The 15,360-nt window shown below is 37.4% G+C and carries 18 protein-coding genes; 9 read left to right on the top strand and 9 right to left on the bottom strand.

Annotation, left to right across the window (positions count from 1 at the left end; genetic code table 11):
- Nucleotides 1–63 precede the first annotated feature (63 nt).
- Nucleotides 64–666 (top strand): NAD(P)H:quinone oxidoreductase, encoded by a 603-nt coding sequence (wrbA, locus tag B5X53_RS07510; protein ID WP_079712623.1) that lies wholly within the window; start codon nt 64–66, stop codon nt 664–666.
- A gap of 137 nt (nt 667–803) precedes the next feature.
- Here wrbA and B5X53_RS07505 read toward each other — a convergent pair whose 3' ends face one another.
- Both B5X53_RS07505 and B5X53_RS07500 read right to left on the bottom strand, forming a co-directional pair.
- On the bottom strand, nt 804–1,187 hold the full coding sequence (locus tag B5X53_RS07505) for a DUF3037 domain-containing protein (RefSeq protein ID WP_079712622.1): 384 nt from the start codon (nt 1,185–1,187) through the stop codon (nt 804–806).
- Nucleotides 1,165–1,956 carry a HipA family kinase gene (locus B5X53_RS07500; protein ID WP_079712621.1) on the bottom strand — a complete coding sequence of 264 codons (792 nt, stop codon included), beginning with the start codon at nt 1,954–1,956 and terminating at the stop codon, nt 1,165–1,167. Before B5X53_RS07500 ends, B5X53_RS07505 begins: the two co-directional genes overlap by 23 nt.
- Before the next feature lie 106 nt (nt 1,957–2,062).
- Between B5X53_RS07500 and B5X53_RS07495 the strand changes: the two genes are divergently transcribed.
- Nucleotides 2,063–3,586: an N-acyl-D-amino-acid deacylase family protein gene (locus B5X53_RS07495; protein ID WP_079712620.1), complete on the top strand. Its 1,524-nt coding sequence runs from the start codon at nt 2,063–2,065 to the stop codon at nt 3,584–3,586.
- On the opposite strand, the gene B5X53_RS07490 is transcribed toward B5X53_RS07495, so the two are convergent.
- The 4 genes from B5X53_RS07490 to recF are packed head-to-tail and all read right to left on the bottom strand — an operon-like array spanning nt 3,583 to nt 5,956.
- Entirely contained in the window at nt 3,583–4,155 is a 573-nt protein-coding gene (locus B5X53_RS07490; RefSeq protein WP_079712619.1) for a pseudouridine synthase, read from the bottom strand. The genes B5X53_RS07495 and B5X53_RS07490 overlap by 4 nt on opposite strands.
- 10 nt (nt 4,156–4,165) lie before the next feature.
- Nucleotides 4,166–4,462 (bottom strand): DciA family protein, encoded by a 297-nt coding sequence (locus B5X53_RS07485; RefSeq protein WP_075327954.1) that lies wholly within the window; start codon nt 4,460–4,462, stop codon nt 4,166–4,168.
- The gene (locus B5X53_RS07480; protein ID WP_079712618.1) at nt 4,446–4,880 is read right to left on the bottom strand and encodes a lipocalin family protein; all 435 of its coding nucleotides are present in this window, start codon (nt 4,878–4,880) and stop codon (nt 4,446–4,448) included. The genes B5X53_RS07485 and B5X53_RS07480 overlap by 17 nt, the downstream gene beginning before the upstream one ends.
- Nucleotides 4,877–5,956, bottom strand: coding sequence for a DNA replication/repair protein RecF (gene recF / locus B5X53_RS07475; protein ID WP_079712617.1), 1,080 nt, complete (start codon nt 5,954–5,956; stop codon nt 4,877–4,879). The genes B5X53_RS07480 and recF overlap by 4 nt, the downstream gene beginning before the upstream one ends.
- Before the next feature lie 146 nt (nt 5,957–6,102).
- Between recF and B5X53_RS07470 the strand changes: the two genes are divergently transcribed.
- The 7 genes from B5X53_RS07470 to B5X53_RS07440 all read left to right on the top strand — a co-directional run bounded on the left by B5X53_RS07470 (nt 6,103) and on the right by B5X53_RS07440 (nt 12,333).
- On the top strand, nt 6,103–6,876 hold the full coding sequence (locus B5X53_RS07470; protein ID WP_079712616.1) for a tetratricopeptide repeat protein: 774 nt from the start codon (nt 6,103–6,105) through the stop codon (nt 6,874–6,876).
- Nucleotides 6,877–6,878: 2 nt separating this feature from the next.
- A complete protein-coding gene (gene ribH / locus B5X53_RS07465) occupies nt 6,879–7,376 on the top strand; it encodes a 6,7-dimethyl-8-ribityllumazine synthase (protein ID WP_079712615.1) in 498 nt (165 codons plus the stop codon).
- A gap of 110 nt (nt 7,377–7,486) precedes the next feature.
- The gene (locus tag B5X53_RS07460; RefSeq protein ID WP_079712614.1) at nt 7,487–7,780 is read left to right on the top strand and encodes a hypothetical protein; all 294 of its coding nucleotides are present in this window, start codon (nt 7,487–7,489) and stop codon (nt 7,778–7,780) included.
- Nucleotides 7,781–9,649: a DNA mismatch repair endonuclease MutL gene (mutL, locus tag B5X53_RS07455; RefSeq protein WP_079712613.1), complete on the top strand. Its 1,869-nt coding sequence runs from the start codon at nt 7,781–7,783 to the stop codon at nt 9,647–9,649. It abuts the gene before it with no gap.
- Nucleotides 9,650–10,393, top strand: coding sequence for a rhomboid family intramembrane serine protease (locus B5X53_RS07450; protein ID WP_079712612.1), 744 nt, complete (start codon nt 9,650–9,652; stop codon nt 10,391–10,393).
- Nucleotides 10,393–11,307, top strand: a complete 915-nt coding sequence (locus B5X53_RS07445; RefSeq protein ID WP_079712611.1) for a rhomboid family intramembrane serine protease — start codon at nt 10,393–10,395, stop codon at nt 11,305–11,307. The genes B5X53_RS07450 and B5X53_RS07445 overlap by 1 nt, the downstream gene beginning before the upstream one ends.
- Entirely contained in the window at nt 11,308–12,333 is a 1,026-nt protein-coding gene (locus tag B5X53_RS07440) for an endonuclease/exonuclease/phosphatase family protein (RefSeq protein WP_079712610.1), read from the top strand.
- Here B5X53_RS07440 and B5X53_RS07435 read toward each other — a convergent pair.
- From B5X53_RS07435 to dapB, 3 genes are read right to left on the bottom strand one after another with little or no spacing between them, the layout of a single operon-like run.
- A complete protein-coding gene (locus B5X53_RS07435) occupies nt 12,323–12,973 on the bottom strand; it encodes a WbqC family protein (protein WP_079712609.1) in 651 nt (216 codons plus the stop codon). The genes B5X53_RS07440 and B5X53_RS07435 overlap by 11 nt on opposite strands.
- Complete coding sequence (gene lepB / locus B5X53_RS07430) at nt 12,974–14,548, bottom strand: signal peptidase I (protein WP_079712608.1); 1,575 nt, start codon at nt 14,546–14,548, stop codon at nt 12,974–12,976.
- A gap of 55 nt (nt 14,549–14,603) precedes the next feature.
- Nucleotides 14,604–15,317 (bottom strand): 4-hydroxy-tetrahydrodipicolinate reductase, encoded by a 714-nt coding sequence (gene dapB, locus B5X53_RS07425; RefSeq protein WP_079712607.1) that lies wholly within the window; start codon nt 15,315–15,317, stop codon nt 14,604–14,606.
- Between the last annotated feature and the right edge of the window lie 43 nt (nt 15,318–15,360).

Genomic DNA, 15,360 nt, shown 5'->3' with positions numbered 1-15,360 from the left:
ATTATTAGCTTTATTTTGTTTTATATTTAAATGAAAAGATTAATCAATTTTAAAAGATAAATTATGAGTCAACCAAAAGTAGCAGTGATATTTTATAGTGCCACAGGCACAAATCACCAATTAGCACAATGGGCCGGGGAAGCGGCAAAACAAACCGGAGCGGTAGAAGTAAGGGTTAAAAAGATCCAGGAAACTGCGCCACAGGAAGCGATAAACCAAAATGAATCCTGGAAGAAATATGCAGCTGAAAATAAGGATTTTCCAACTGCAGAACTGGATGATCTCGAGTGGGCAGATGCTATTATTTTTAGTACCCCAACTCGCTATGGAAACTTACCATCACAATTACAGGCATTTTTTGATACTACAGGCGGACTGTGGCAGAGCGGAAAATTAGCGAATAAAATTGTGAGTGGAATGACCAGTGCGGCAAACCCACACGGTGGACAGGAATCTACTTTGCTCTCTCTTTATAAAACTGTGATGCACTGGGGGTCTATAATTGTAGCTCCTGGTTATACAGATCCTTGTTTATTTGAAGCCGGAGGAAATCCTTATGGAATAAGCGTAACCGCCGATGGAAATGCACCGGGAGACAATATTAAAAAAGCAGTCACCCACCAGGTTAAAAGGACTGTAGAAATGGCTGCGAAGTTTAAGAGTTAGAAAATAAATCTTAAACAGGGATTATTTGAGAATGTTGAGTTATCAAGCTGAACTTGTTTCAGCTTCTAGTTTGATAACTGCTTAGATCCTGAAACAAGTTCAGGATAACAATTTCAAGTCCTCAAATAATCTCTTTTTTATAACACAAGTTCAGTAAAAAGCCGGTTCAGCGTTTTATCCAGATCATTGGTCATTCCGGGATGTGGTCTCGAGGTTTGGATTATAGAGCTACGTACCGCGGTAAGCCATCTAAATCGGGAAGGCAGGTCCAATTGAGCGATCGGTCCGCCATTTTTACTTCCTTCGCAAATCTTCTTAAAAGAATCGAGATTGGTGCAAAGTTCATCTTTGTCAAGGTCTTTACAAAAAACAGCCAGTCGATTTTCATCAACATCAAAAAAAGCCTTTAAATATTTAGACTGTTTGCTAAACAAGATGACCCCCACGTTTAGAAATTCTTCGCGTTCAACCTTAGGAACTAGCCTAATTACAGCATATTCATATAAGTGCTTTTCTTGCATTTTCTGCTTCTTTTATAAAAATTTCTGAATGTGCGAGTCGTGTAGTCAAAAACTGTGTGTAAACATTTTTAATTTCTTCTTCCGTTTCATCGGTATCTTCCCATTGTAACCATTCAGAAGGAATTAAGGATACAATTTCTTTTATTTTTTCTGGTGTAATCAATTCTTTACAAAAATCTTCGGCCTCTTTTAATTTTGTTGCGCGCGGTAGCAAAACATGATCTTTTATAAAGCTAAAGCGTGTTTTTGCTTTTTCTTCAACATTGGTCCAGGAATGATGAAAATAGAAAGATGCCCCATGGTCAATCAGCCATAATTCTTTGTGCCAGATGAGCATATTGGTATTTCTGTAAGTGCGGTCTACGTTGGTGATAAAAGCATCCAGCCATACAATTTTTGAAGCTTCAAACTCATCAACTTCAGTCGCCACGGGATCAAAATTTATGGCACCCGATAAAAAATGAAGCGCCAGGTTTAACCCCTGACTGGCCTGCAATAAATCCTGAATTTCCTCATCACCTTCAGTTCTTCCAAAAGCTTCATCTAAATGGGCGTAAACGAGTTCGGGTACTTTAAAACCAAGGGCACGGGCAATTTCGCACCCCAAAAGTTCGGCGATCAATGCTTTTACGCCGTGACCGGCCCCTTTAAATTTTAGTACATATTTAAAATCATCGTCAGCTTCGGTAAGCGCCGGTAAGGAGCCGCCTTCTCTCAGCGGAGTGATATAGCGAGTTACCGTAACAGTTCTTAATTCTGCATTTTGCATAGATTCTTATAAAGCTCCAAAGTTAAGGTTTATGCGCTTATTCAGAAATAAACTTCAAGATTAGCGCTATATTTTTATAAATTAGTTATCTGAATGAATTTACTTTATGAAACTAACTCTGTATCTATTTTTAATACTTCCTTCCCTGCTTTCCTCTCAGCATAAGGACGAAACAGAATATGATTTACTAATACAAAATGCCACTGTTATTGACGGCTCCGGGCGCGAAAGTTATAACGCCCATATTTTAATTTTTGAAGATGAAATTGCCAAAATTGAAAAAGACCTGCACAAAAACTTTACTGCAAAGGAAGTAATAGATGCTTCTGGTTTAGTTTTAAGTCCGGGTTTTATAGATTCTCACGCTCACGGTGATCCAGTGGAAACCCCCGAATTTAAAAATTTCTTGGCAATGGGAGTTACAACAATTGCTTTAGGCCAGGACGGTTACAGTCCTAAAGAAAAAGATTTAATAACCTGGTTTCAAAAGGTTGATGAAATAAACCCGGCTACCAATATTTCAATTTTCGCCGGGCACAATACTTTAAGGGAACTTTCAGGTGTGAATTACGATACTTTACCTGATGAAAAGGGCCTATTAGCTATGGAAGCACTTTTGTCCAAAGCTTTTGATGCCGGAGTTTTTGGAATGACCACCGGACTCGAATATAATCCAGGGAATTTTTCTAAAAGAGAGGAATTGCAACGTTTGGCAAAAATAGTAGGAAAAAATAACGGATTAATAATGAGTCATATGCGGAATGAGGATGACTTAGAGGTTGAAAACTCGATTAGGGAATTACTCGCCCAGGGTGAATATTGCCCGGTTCACGTTTCCCATATTAAATCGGTTTATGGAAAAGGGGAGGAGCGAGCTGAAGAAATTCTAAACTTACTCGATAGTGCGAGAACAGCAGGAGTCCAGGTAACCGCCGATCTTTATCCATACAATGCGAGTTATACGGGCATCGCTATCGTTTTTCCGGAATGGGCTAAAAAACCAAATGATTTTGAAGAAGTAGTAAAGAACAGAAGAAGTGAACTGGAAGAATTTCTTCGGAATAAAATAATGCAGCGCAATGGTCCCGAAGCAACTTTAATTGGTTCTGGAAAATTTAAAGGAAAAAACCTGAAGCAAATTTCAGAAGAATTAGATAAGCCTTTTGAAGATGTTCTTATTGATGATATTGGACCTTACGGTGCCGGGGGCGCCTATTTTATTATGGATGGAGTGTTACAGGAAAGATTAGTGCAAAATGAATTTATAAATATTTGTAGCGATGGAAGTCCGAGTATGCGTCATCCACGCGGTTACGGTAGTTTCGCAAAAGTGATAGAAACTTACGTATTAGGAAAAAAACTTTTTACTCTGGAAGAAGCGATTCATAAAATGACGGGACTCTCCGCTAAAATTATTGGACTAGAAGATCGTGGCTTGATCAGAGAAGGTTTTAAAGCCGATTTACTGATTTTTAATCCTACGGAAATTAAAGAAACGGCGACCTATGAAGAGCCACACCAATTGGCAAGAGGTTTTAAATATGTTTTTGTAAATGGACGACTGGCAAAACAGGGAGAAGATTTTTCAAAAGTGAGAAATGGCAAAATGCTAAGAAAGAATGCCGATTAATAGGAGAATTCAGTAAGTTCAATAACTTCCCCGGCATCCATGCCGTCCAGTTTTTCATTGCCAATTCTTACGCGAACCAGTCTTAAAGTTGGGAATCCCACAGCAGCAGTCATTTTCTTCACCTGCCGAAATTTACCTTCAGTAAGCGTTACTGAAATCCAGCTGGTAGGGCCGTGGCGTTCATCACGAATTTTTCGGGCCCTTTCCGGGAAAGTGGGTCTTTCTTGCAGAATATAAGCTTTGCAGGGAAGCGTTTCATAGCTTTTACCGTTAATGCTAATTTCTAGCCCGTGTTTCAGTTGTTCAATAGCTTCATACGTAATTTGGCCATCCACCTGAACGTAATATTCTTTTTCAATTTTATTACCATTAATTTCAGCGCTAATTTTCCCGTTTGTAGTAAGAAAAAGCAATCCTTCCGAGTCCTGGTCCAACCGGCCAACCGACATAGTTTCCGCAGGGAAATCACCTAAATCTCCCAAAAGCTTTTTTTTCTTCCGGGGACGTTCGTTAGTAATAAACTGACTTAAATATCCGTAAGGTTTATAGATTTTGAAATGACGATGCACTGAAATATTTTTAGCGTAAAACCAATTTTTTAATCAGGTCTTTTCCTAATTCCCTGTTTAGCATATTGATAATCTTTTCCTTACCATAACTAAGTTCTTCCCTTAAAACTGAAGAACTTAGTTGCACGAAGAGTGTTTCGTTTTGAAGTTTTATGGCGGTAGTATATTTCTCTATTGCTGGCCCCATTTCCCGGTACCAGACGTCTTTGACGCTAACTTTATCGAGACCGCCCTGGAGTTTGTTATGGTCTACAAATTCCTTTAAAACTTCACTTAGACTTTGATTTTCACTATTTCTCTTCTTCATTTTCATCTAATAAGGAGGTGAATTTTGTGTAATGGTAGATTTTACCATCCCGGTTTAGCACGCTAAACTTATCTTCTTTAGCAGAAATTACGGTTTCCGTCCATTCATCAAATGGGGTTTTGTAATGAAGGCGCAAACTATCGTTTTCTATTTTTGCTGAAATTTCTTCTACATCTTCACTGGTTTTGTAACTGCCATCAAATTGTGGCTTAACTTTTTTACGAAAACCTTCTTCGCCATTAAATTCAATATAATCTACCGTGGCGTTTACCTTGTAGTTAATTACAGAATCTTCTGTAATTTCCACACGATCAATTTCCCAATACCCGCTAAGGTGTTCTAATTGTTCTTCAGGATTATTTTTCTCGCATCCTAAAAGTACGATTCCGAAGAGGAAAAGAAGAATTTTTTTATTCACAATTTAAAGAGTTTGTAAGATTGATTACTGCTTTTTACTACCGCTTCTGTACGGTCTGCATGCGTATCACTGATAAATATTTGCCCCAACTGATCTGTAGCTACCAAAGCTACAATATGTGCTACCCGTTGCTCGTCTAATTTGTCAAAAATATCATCGAGCAGTAAAATTGGGTTAACTTTACTAATAGCTTTTATAAAATCGAATTGCGCTAATTTTAACGCTACCAAAAAAGACTTTTGTTGTCCCTGTGAGCCGAATTTCTTAATAGGATGACCTTCAATTTCAAAACCCAGGTCGTCCTTATGTGTGCCGACACTGGTATATTGTAATGCCATATCCTTTTGAAGGTTTGCTTCCAGTAAAGAGGCTAAGTCGCTATCAAACAGCTGACTTTTATAACTAATATCGACCTGTTCCTGATTTTTAGTAATATCAGCATAGCGTTTATTGAAAATAGGAATGAATTCTTCTAAAAAGTCTTTCCGCTTTTCAAAAATATACTGCCCCAGTTCACTAAGCTGAAGGTTATAAACTTCTAAAGTATCGCGATCAAAACTATGATTGGCCGCAAAATATTTCAGCAGGGAATTACGCTGTGCATTTATCTTTCCGTATTGAATTAGTTTATTGAGATAAACATTATCACTTTGGGAGATTACCCCGTCCATAAATTTACGCCGGGTTTCACTTCCTTCTATAATAAGGTCACGATCAGCGGGTGAAATGATTACGGTAGGAGTAAAGCCAATATGATCACTGAATTTCTCGTAGGCTTTGTTATTCCTTTTAATCACTTTTTTTTGCCCGCGTTTGGCGCTGACTAAGATATGCTCGTCTTTTTCAGATTTTTCAAAATGGCCTTCAACCACAAAAAAGTCGGCTTCGTGATTAATATTTTGGCTGGTAATTGGGTTAAAATAGCTTTTTCCAAAAGCCAGGTGATAAATACTGTCTAAAACGTTGGTTTTACCAACTCCATTATTGCCGACAAAACAGTTTATTTTTGTATCAAACTCGAAAGAAGCCGAATCCAGGTTTTTGTAATTAACTAAAGAGAGTTGTTTTAAAAACATAAAATACTGTTATTCAGCTTTTTGATATTTATATGATATAATTCTGAAAGTAAAGCGAATGACCCGAAAATATTAAAAAAATACAAATAATTTCCCTTTTAATTTTGAATAAAAATCATATTTTTGCCACGCATTAAACAGTTTTTATGGCAACTTACAAGAAAAAAGGATATAAACCATCTAATAAGGAAGAACAGCAGAAACAGGTAGAAGACGAATCTACAACTGCTGAAGTATTTAACACTCTTGACGAAGGTGCTGGTAGGACCGAAACCTGGGTAGCAGAGAATCAAAAGTATATTTATATCATTGTTGCCGTAGCAATCGTAGCCGTTTTAGGTTACCTTGGTTACGAACGATTTGTAAGTGAACCAAAACAGGAAGAAGCAGCCAACGAAATGGCACAGGCGCAAAATTATTTTGCTTCTGCTTTAAACGCATCTGGCGCTGAACGTGATTCACTTTTTACCATGTCTCTAAATGGTGGTGAGGGAAAATACGGATTTCTTGATATTATAGATAACTACGGAAGTACCGATGCAGCAAACCTTGCAACTTACAACGCCGGTTTTGCTTATTTGAATACAGGAAACTACCAGGAAGCTATCAATTATCTTGAAGATTTTAATAGTGACGACGAAGTATTGGCCGCTTTAGCTACAGGAGGAATTGGAGATGCTTTTATGCAACTGGAACAGCCGGAAGAAGCTTTAGATTATTATGAAAAAGCCGCTTCTATGCGTTCTAACGAGTTTACAACACCAAAATTTTTACTTAAAGCAGCAATTACCGCTTTAGAAGTTGGGCAACCGGCTGAAGCTGAAGAACACCTTCAGAAGATAAAAGATGAGTATGCAGACGCTCCAGAAGCTGAGCAGGTACCAATCTATATGGGGCAGGCTCGTGCTGCAAAACAATAATTATGGCTACAGAAGGAAATAACCTTTCAGATTACGATAAAGATAAACTTCCCGATGCGAGTGATTTTCGTATCGGGATTGTTGTTTCAGAATGGAACGACAAAATTACCGAAGGCCTGTATGAAGGCGCTTATAATACACTTATAGAAAATAGGGTTCAGGAAAAAAGAATTGTGCGGTGGAATGTTCCCGGCAGTTTTGAACTTATTTACGGTTGTAAAAAAATGCAGGAAAGTTTTGATATGCTTGATGCAATTATTGCTATAGGAAGTGTAATTGAAGGAGAAACTAAACATTTCGACTTTGTTTGTGAAGGGGTTACCCAGGGAATTAAAGACCTTAATGTGCAAAACGACACTCCAATTATCTTTTGTGTGTTAACCGATCAAAATATGCAACAGGCCATTGATAGAAGTGGTGGAAAACACGGTAACAAAGGTACTGAAGCTGCCATAGCTGCTATTAAAATGGCAAAACTACGCCAGGACGCCAGATTTTAAATAAGATTATACATCGGCATTATTCTTGTTGATTTCTTTTTAAGCTCGATCGCTTCGTTTTTTTGAAGCAATTTGAGTAAATTTGAAGTGCCACGAAAAATCAGCATATTTTGAGACTCAAAATTTATAACCCTAGAAAGAATGCCCGTTATAATTACACCCCACGTTATTATAAGGGTAAGGATGCGGGTAATATTTATAGTTTTGATTCTAAATTCAATAAATACAAGGAAACTACAAATGCCATAGATTTTGGCTCACAATGGGCTGAAGTGCGTAAATCAAGCAGGACTCGCGGTAACCGGGAGATCAATAAGCGATTGCTTATTATTATTATGGTGCTGGTTTTTATTTTTCTATGGATAATTGACTTTGATCTGTCCATCTTTTCCAATCAGCCTTAAATGACAGATATAATTCAACTTTTACCAGACCATGTAGCGAACCAGATTGCTGCCGGGGAAGTGGTGCAACGCCCAGCTTCGGTGGTTAAAGAATTGGTTGAAAATGCTATTGATGCAGGTTCTGAGAATATCCAGGTGGTGATTAAAGATGCGGGGAAAACCTTAATTCAGGTTGTTGATGACGGTAAAGGAATGAGCCTTACCGATGCCCGAATGTGTTTTGAACGACACGCTACTTCAAAAATTAAATCTGCTGAAGATCTTTTTAGTTTACAAACCAAAGGGTTTCGTGGTGAGGCGCTGGCTTCTATTGCTGCGATTGCTCACGTAGAATTAAAAACTAAACCAGAAGATGAGGAAGTTGGTACCCATATTAAGGTTGAAGGCAGCAAGGTTGTGAACCAGGATGTTTGCGTTTGCCCAAAGGGAACTTCGGTAAGTGTGAAAAATCTTTTTTATAATATTCCTGCCCGGAGAAATTTTTTGAAATCTGATGCGGTGGAAACACGGCATATAATAGATGAATTTCAAAGAGTGGCTTTGGCGCATCCCCAAATTGCATTTTCGTTATTTCATAACGGTAGCGAGTTGTTTCAATTGCCGGAAACAAACCACAGGCAAAGAATTACCAACATTTTTGGTGGGAAAACTAACGAAAAACTGGTTCCGGTAACCGAGGAAACCGAAATTGTTGAAATTTCAGGATTTGTAGGTAAACCTGAATTCGCAAAGAAATCCCGGGGAGAGCAATTCTTTTTTGTGAATAACCGCTTTATAAAAAGTCCGTATTTAAATCATGCAGTAGTAGTTGCTTTTGAAGGTTTATTGAAAGATAAATCTTATCCCAGTTATTTTCTTTTCCTAAAAGTTGATCCCAAAAGTATAGATATCAATATTCATCCAACCAAAACTGAAATTAAGTTTGACGATGAACACGCGCTTTATGCAATTTTACGAAGTGCAATAAAACATAGTTTAGGACAATTTAATGTAGCTCCCGTTTTGGATTTTGATCGGGATTCGAATCTTGATACGCCTTACGAATACAAAAATAAGTCGGCTGAAGTCCCACAGGTGGAAGTAGACCGGAATTTTAACCCGTTTCAGGAAGAAAATGCAAGAACTCATAAAACCAGGTCAAATTCTTTTTCTTCAAACTTTATAAAAGAACGGGGAGAAAGTTGGGAAAGTTTATACACCGGTTTACAAACCGAAGATGAACCCAAACCAGATACTGATTTTAGGGAAATAGAATTTGAAAGTGAGGAAGTAACCGGAAATCTATTTCAACCCTCGGAGGATTCACAGGAAAAATCTACCTTTCAGCTTCATAAAAAATATATTGTAAGTACGTTGAAAAGCGGGATTTTAGTAATAGACCAGCATCGCGCCCACACGCGGATTTTATATGAGGAAATGTTGAAAAACATAACAGTTTCAGCTGCAGTGAGCCAGCAATTGCTGTTTCCTTTAAATCTTCAGTTTAATACGCACGAAATTGAAATAATAAAACAACTACAGGATTCACTGGAACAAACCGGATTTGTATTTTCCGAAGTTAAAAGTGATTCCGTACAAATAGTAGGAATTCCAACGCTTATTTCTGAAAGTGAAGTAGAAATATTGCTGGAACAACTTATTGCCGATTTTGAAAACGATGTGCCCGATAATGGTTTTTCACAAACCGATTTATTGGCAAAATCGCTCGCAAAGGGAATGGCAGTAAAATCTGGAACCTTATTAAATAATACTGAGCAGCAACATATCGTTAACAGGTTGTTTGCTTGTAAAGAACCCGGGTTAAGCCCGTCTAACAGATCGGTTTTCGTTACTTTAACGGTAGACGAGCTGGATAAAAAATTTATGTAAATGGGAAGAATTACCGAAACTGTAAAAGTACTTTTAATTATCAACATCATTTTTTTTGTTGGTAGCCAGTTTCTGGGCGATTATGCCTACCAATTATTTGCACTTTGGTTCTTTGAGAACGATAATTTTATGGCGTGGCAGTTTGTTACCCATATGTTTATGCACGGCGGACTAATGCATATAGTTTTTAATATGTATGCACTTTGGGCTTTTGGTGGGCCTATAGAGCAAATGCTGGGGCAAAAAAAGTTTATTTTCTTCTACTTTTCCGCAGGGCTTGGAGCTGCATTTTTACATACGCTGGTAAATTATATAGAATTTAAAACCGGTTATAATGCGCTGTTAGACGCAGGGATGAGTATGGGAAGTATAGAGCAATTACTTAAAACGGGAGAATACTCTACAGCAATACTTGATTCGGTGCCCAGGGAAACTTTGCAGGGCTTGTATCAAAGTGTAAATACGCCTGCAGTTGGAGCATCTGGTGCTATATATGGTATTCTTGTTGCTTTCGGGATGATGTTTCCTAATGTAGAATTGTTCCTTTTATTTGTGCCGGTTCCTATTAAAGCGAAATTCTTTATTCCTGCACTTATTTTACTGGATTTGTTTTCAGGATTAACCGGATATTCGTTATTTGGAGGAGGTATTGCTCACTTTGCGCACATTGGTGGTGCGCTGTTCGGCTTTATTATGATGTGGTACTGGAAGAAAAACCAGTTTAACCAAAACCGCTGGGATTGATGAAAGGATCTGATAAATTTAAATATAAACTGCAAACCGCAACGGTAGTTGAAAAACTAATCGCAATTAATGTGCTGGTTTTTGTCCTGTTTTATCTTTTTAGAACCTTAACCTTCCTGTTTCAGTTACCATCAGACTTTTTACTGGAGTGGTTTTCATTTCCGAAGGAATTAGGAGAATTTATTTTTAAGCCCTGGTCTATTATTACCTATTCTTTTTTACACGGTGGGATTTGGCATATTCTATCTAATATGCTCATCCTTTACTTCTCCGGAATCTATTTTCTGAATTATTTTTCACCGAAACGTTTGCTTAATTATTTCTTTTTGGGAGTGATTATGGGCGCTTTGGTTTATATGTTGAGTTATAATTTATTTCCCGCCTTTGAGGCTACCGGGCGGTCTTATTTAATAGGAGCCTCTGCCGGGGTAATGGCGGTTTTAGTTGGCATCGCTAGTTATATTCCAAATATGCGGGTTCGGCTTCTTTTAATAGGAAGTATCAAATTCTGGTATATTGCTGCTTTTATAGTGGCCCTGGATGTTATTCAAATTCCCATGGGGAATGCCGGTGGACATTTGGCCCATCTTGGTGGCGCGGCTTTAGGTTATACCTATACCAAACAATTACAAAAAGGTAATGATATTGGGGCATGGTTTGAAAAAATAATGGACAGTTTTGCGGCAATGTTTCAACCTACTGAGCGCAAAGCCAAAATGAAAACTGTATATCGAAAAACTTCAAATAAAAAATCTGCTGCAGCACAGCGAAAATCTTCTTTTTCTAAAAAGTTAGATAAAGATGAAAAACAGAAACAAATTGACGCTATTTTAGATAAAATAAGCAAAAGCGGTTATGATAGTTTGAGCAAAAGCGAGAAAGATTTTCTGTTTAAAGCCGGTAAAGAAGATTAAATGAAGAATCTCGGACTCATAGATAAGATAGTTTTTATCTTTAACTCCCTTGCCGCTACGGCGCTTTTATTATCCTATCTACTCGCTTTTATCCCTCCAAAATCCTTCCCATTACTTTCCGTATTAAGCCTTGGGGTACCAGTTTTAATCCTCATAAACCTGGTTTTTATGGTTTACTGGATTATAAGATTTAAGAGACAGTTTTTATTGTCTCTTATTATTTTGCTGGTAGGTTATAATTACGCCACCAATCTCTATCAATTTACCGGTGATACGCAAACTTCTGAAGAGGAGTTGAGTATTATGAGCTATAATGTGCGGTTGTATAATTCTTATGGATGGACAGATGAAAAAAACATTCCTGAAAAAATCACAAAATTCGTAAAAGAGAAAAATCCTGATATATTACTTACCCAGGAGCATACCGTAGATGAAATTGGAATTAACGCACTTTATCCCTATAAGTTTGTACATAAAAAAGGGAGAAATTCTGAATTCGGGATGGCAATTTTCTCTAAGTATCCAATAATTGGACAATCCTCGATTGACTTTCCTCACAATGGGAATAACAACTCTATTTATACGGATGTGGTAGTGAGAAAAGATACTTTACGAATTTTTAATGTTCATTTTCAATCCTTAAATATTAAGCCCGAAATTGACGAGTTACGTAAAGCAGATTCAAAGAAATTACTGGGTAGAATAGGGCAGGGTTTTAGTTTGCAGCAGGAGCAGGCTGAAATGATGATGAAAAAAGTGAACGAAACTCCCTATAAAACAATTATTGCTGGTGATTTTAACAATACCGCTTTTTCTTATGTCTATGCAATGGTAAATAAAGAGGATAGGTTTACCGATGCTTTTTTACATTCTGGAGAAGGTTTTGGGCAAACATTTAAATTAAATTATTTCCCCTTACGAATAGATTTTATCTGGGTTGATAATAAGATTCAAATAAACGATTATAAACGTTTTAAAAATGAATTTTCAGATCACTACCCAATTTTAACCAAAATTAAAATTTAAGATCCTGGGCTTCCAGGTAGTTGGTAGTATTGGGCCCTTCATTAAAAAGAAGGTCCAGGATACTTAAATTAGGTAAAAACCCGTGTTTTTCTTTAAAAACCTGGGTGTATTCTTCCTGCTGAAATTTCAATTTTCCCTTGGCCTTAATCAATGGTCGTACGTCTTTTTTATCTTCAGGTTGTAGAATATATTCTGAGGTTTTCTCGAAATCTAAATCCAGTTGAAGCGAATCTGTTACAAATTCCAGACAGGCATAATTGAAATCCAGGAGGTAATTGAATTGCTTATGATAGAGCGGATAAATTTCATCTTCATAAAATTCGAAAAATGGTGAAGTTTGATAAGAAGCTTTTAAAGCACGCCAATGCTGCTTTTGCCATTCAAAATCGTTTTCAATTTTTACTTCTTTATACAACTGATGCTTCCCCGCTTCTTTGGGCTCTCCTGTTAAGGCGGAACGATGTTTAATAGGAATATTCAGCAATAATTTTCCGTTGGAGTCATAGATATACATCCGGTTTCTATAGGTTTGCTTCTGATAATTGTCTTCATTTTCAAAAAAGACTTTATCGGCTTTTGCCAGAGCAACAAACTGAGAAACCGGCCCAAAATAGGCCGGATGTATTAAAATTTCTTCCATTTAAGCGTTTTTCCTGCGTTTTTTAAAGTAATTAAAAGCGATAAGTATAACTAATAATATTAGGAAATAGGGGAGGTAAGATGTTGGCGTGGCATCACCTTTTACGGTGGTGAAAACGCGATCCCATCTAATTTTATTAAAGAAGCCCTGCGCATTGGCATCCCAACTCATCCAAACAAAAACTGGTTTTCCTACCACGTGATTTTCAGGAACAAAGCCCCAGGTACGACTATCTTCACTGTTATGACGATTATCACCCATCATCCAGTAATAATTCTGTTTAAATGTATAAGAATTTGTAGGCTGACCGTTTAACAAAACCTGGGTTCCATTTAGGCTTAGCTTATTGTTAATTCCCATTTCACTGCCCTCGTAAGTTTCTATAATTCGCTTATAAAAAGGCATTGATTCTGCGGTAAGATCTACCGTAACACCTTCCTCGGGAATATAAATCGGACCCATGTAATCGTTATTCCAATTTAACTTTCCATTATTCGGAAAAATGCTTCGGTCTTTTGAGCCTAAGGAATCAGAATATCTTTCAATACTAGTAACGTTAGGATGATTTTTAATTCGGTTATAAGCCGATTCGGTTAAAGCTTTTATATAGAATTGATTTGTATTAGAATCGTGATAATAACCATCAGTAATATCATATTCTTCATATAAATATCGAGGGTTAAAGCCCTGCCCGTTGGTAGTACCAATATAAGTAAACTGAGTTTTTGCACGTCCCGGAAGCTGAAGCGGCTCATTATTTACCACAACTTTCCCTGCACGAACCTCAAGCGAATCCCCGGGAATTCCTACCGCACGTTTTACATAATTAGATTTTTTGTCTATGGGTTTGTAATAATATTTTCCATCGCCATACTGCTGAAAAGCATTCACCGTATCTACCGGCCAGTTAAAAACCACAATATCATTGCGTTCAATTTCTTCAAATCCCGGTAATCTCAAATAAGGAATTTGAGGTTTGGTCAAATAAGATTTTACGCCCAGCACCGGAATTGTATCGTGAACCATTGGGAACGCAACCGCCGTTCTTGGAAGGCGTGCTCCATAATGAAACTTACTTACAAAAAGGAAATCTCCAACTAATAAAGTTTTTTCCAAAGATGCAGTCGGAATGGTAAAAGGTTGCATGACATAGGTATGCACTATGGTTGCGGCAATTACTGCAAAAAGTATAGAACTTATCCATTCCCCTGCGTCGGTCCTTGGTTTTAAGCTTCGGTCCTCTATATATTTTACATCAGTAGCATAATTTATATAGTAAATATAGAAACCGAGTGTTATAATCGCTAAAATGGTATCGGTAGTGCTATGCCGGCCATAGCTTCTAATGGTTTCTACCCAAATTACGGGGAACATGATCAGATTTACAATGGGGATAAAAAGAAGAATCACCCACCACCACGGGCGGTTTATGATTTTCATTAAAATTACTGCATTGTAAATAGGAATTGCGGCTTCCCAGGCTTGTCTTCCCGCTTTTTGATAAAGTTTCCAGGTACCTGCAAAGTGAATAACCTGAACCAGCAGAAAAAACAGAAACCATTGTGTAAACGTCATATTTTTATTCTTTGCTTATTAGTAACAAAATCCAATGTTTGTTACTATATTTTGATTAAAATTGGCTGGAAAGTACATCTTGCATGGTGAAAATTCCTTTCTTATCCTTTAGCCATTCTGCAGCGATTACTGCTCCCAGGGCAAATCCTTGTCGTGAATTTGCGGTATGCATAATTTCTATAGAATCTATTTTAGATTTATAAGAAACGGTGTGAGTGCCCGGTACGTCTTCAATTCTTTTAGCTTTAATCGGGATTTCATCGGCTGCGGCGTGATCAAGTTGCCAGCTGTTCTTTTTAACATTTTCAGTAACTATTTGCTGCGCCAGACTAATTGCAGTGCCACTTGGGGCATCTTGTTTTTGGGTATGGTGTATTTCTTCAATTTCCACAGCATAATCATCCATACCGTTCATCATTTTGGCTAATTTTTTATTCAACTCAAAAAATAGATTTACCCCAACACTAAAGTTTGAAGCATAAATAAAAGCGCTGTCTTCTTTCTTGCAAATTTCAACGGCTTTTTCATAATCGTCCAGCCAGCCCGTAGTACCACAAACCACGGGAATATTATTTTTAAAACAGGTGGTGATATTCTTAAAAGCTGCCTTTGGAACACTAAAATCTATAGCAACATCAATTTCCATTTTATCGATCTCGTAAGTATCAATATCTTCTTCAATTTTAAGAACAATTTCGTGGTCCCGGTTTAAGGCAATCTCCTCGATTGTCTTTCCCATTTTTCCGTATCCTAAAAGTGCTATTTTCATCTCTATAAAATTTTGCTATTCTAATTAATTGGTGGAAATAAAC

It is taken from the genome of Salegentibacter salinarum, from assembly GCF_900168115.1.
Classification (GTDB): Bacteria; Bacteroidota; Bacteroidia; order Flavobacteriales; family Flavobacteriaceae; genus Salegentibacter; species Salegentibacter salinarum.
The sequence above is the reverse complement of the archived record's forward strand: the minus strand, read 5'-3'. Positions and strand labels throughout refer to the sequence as shown.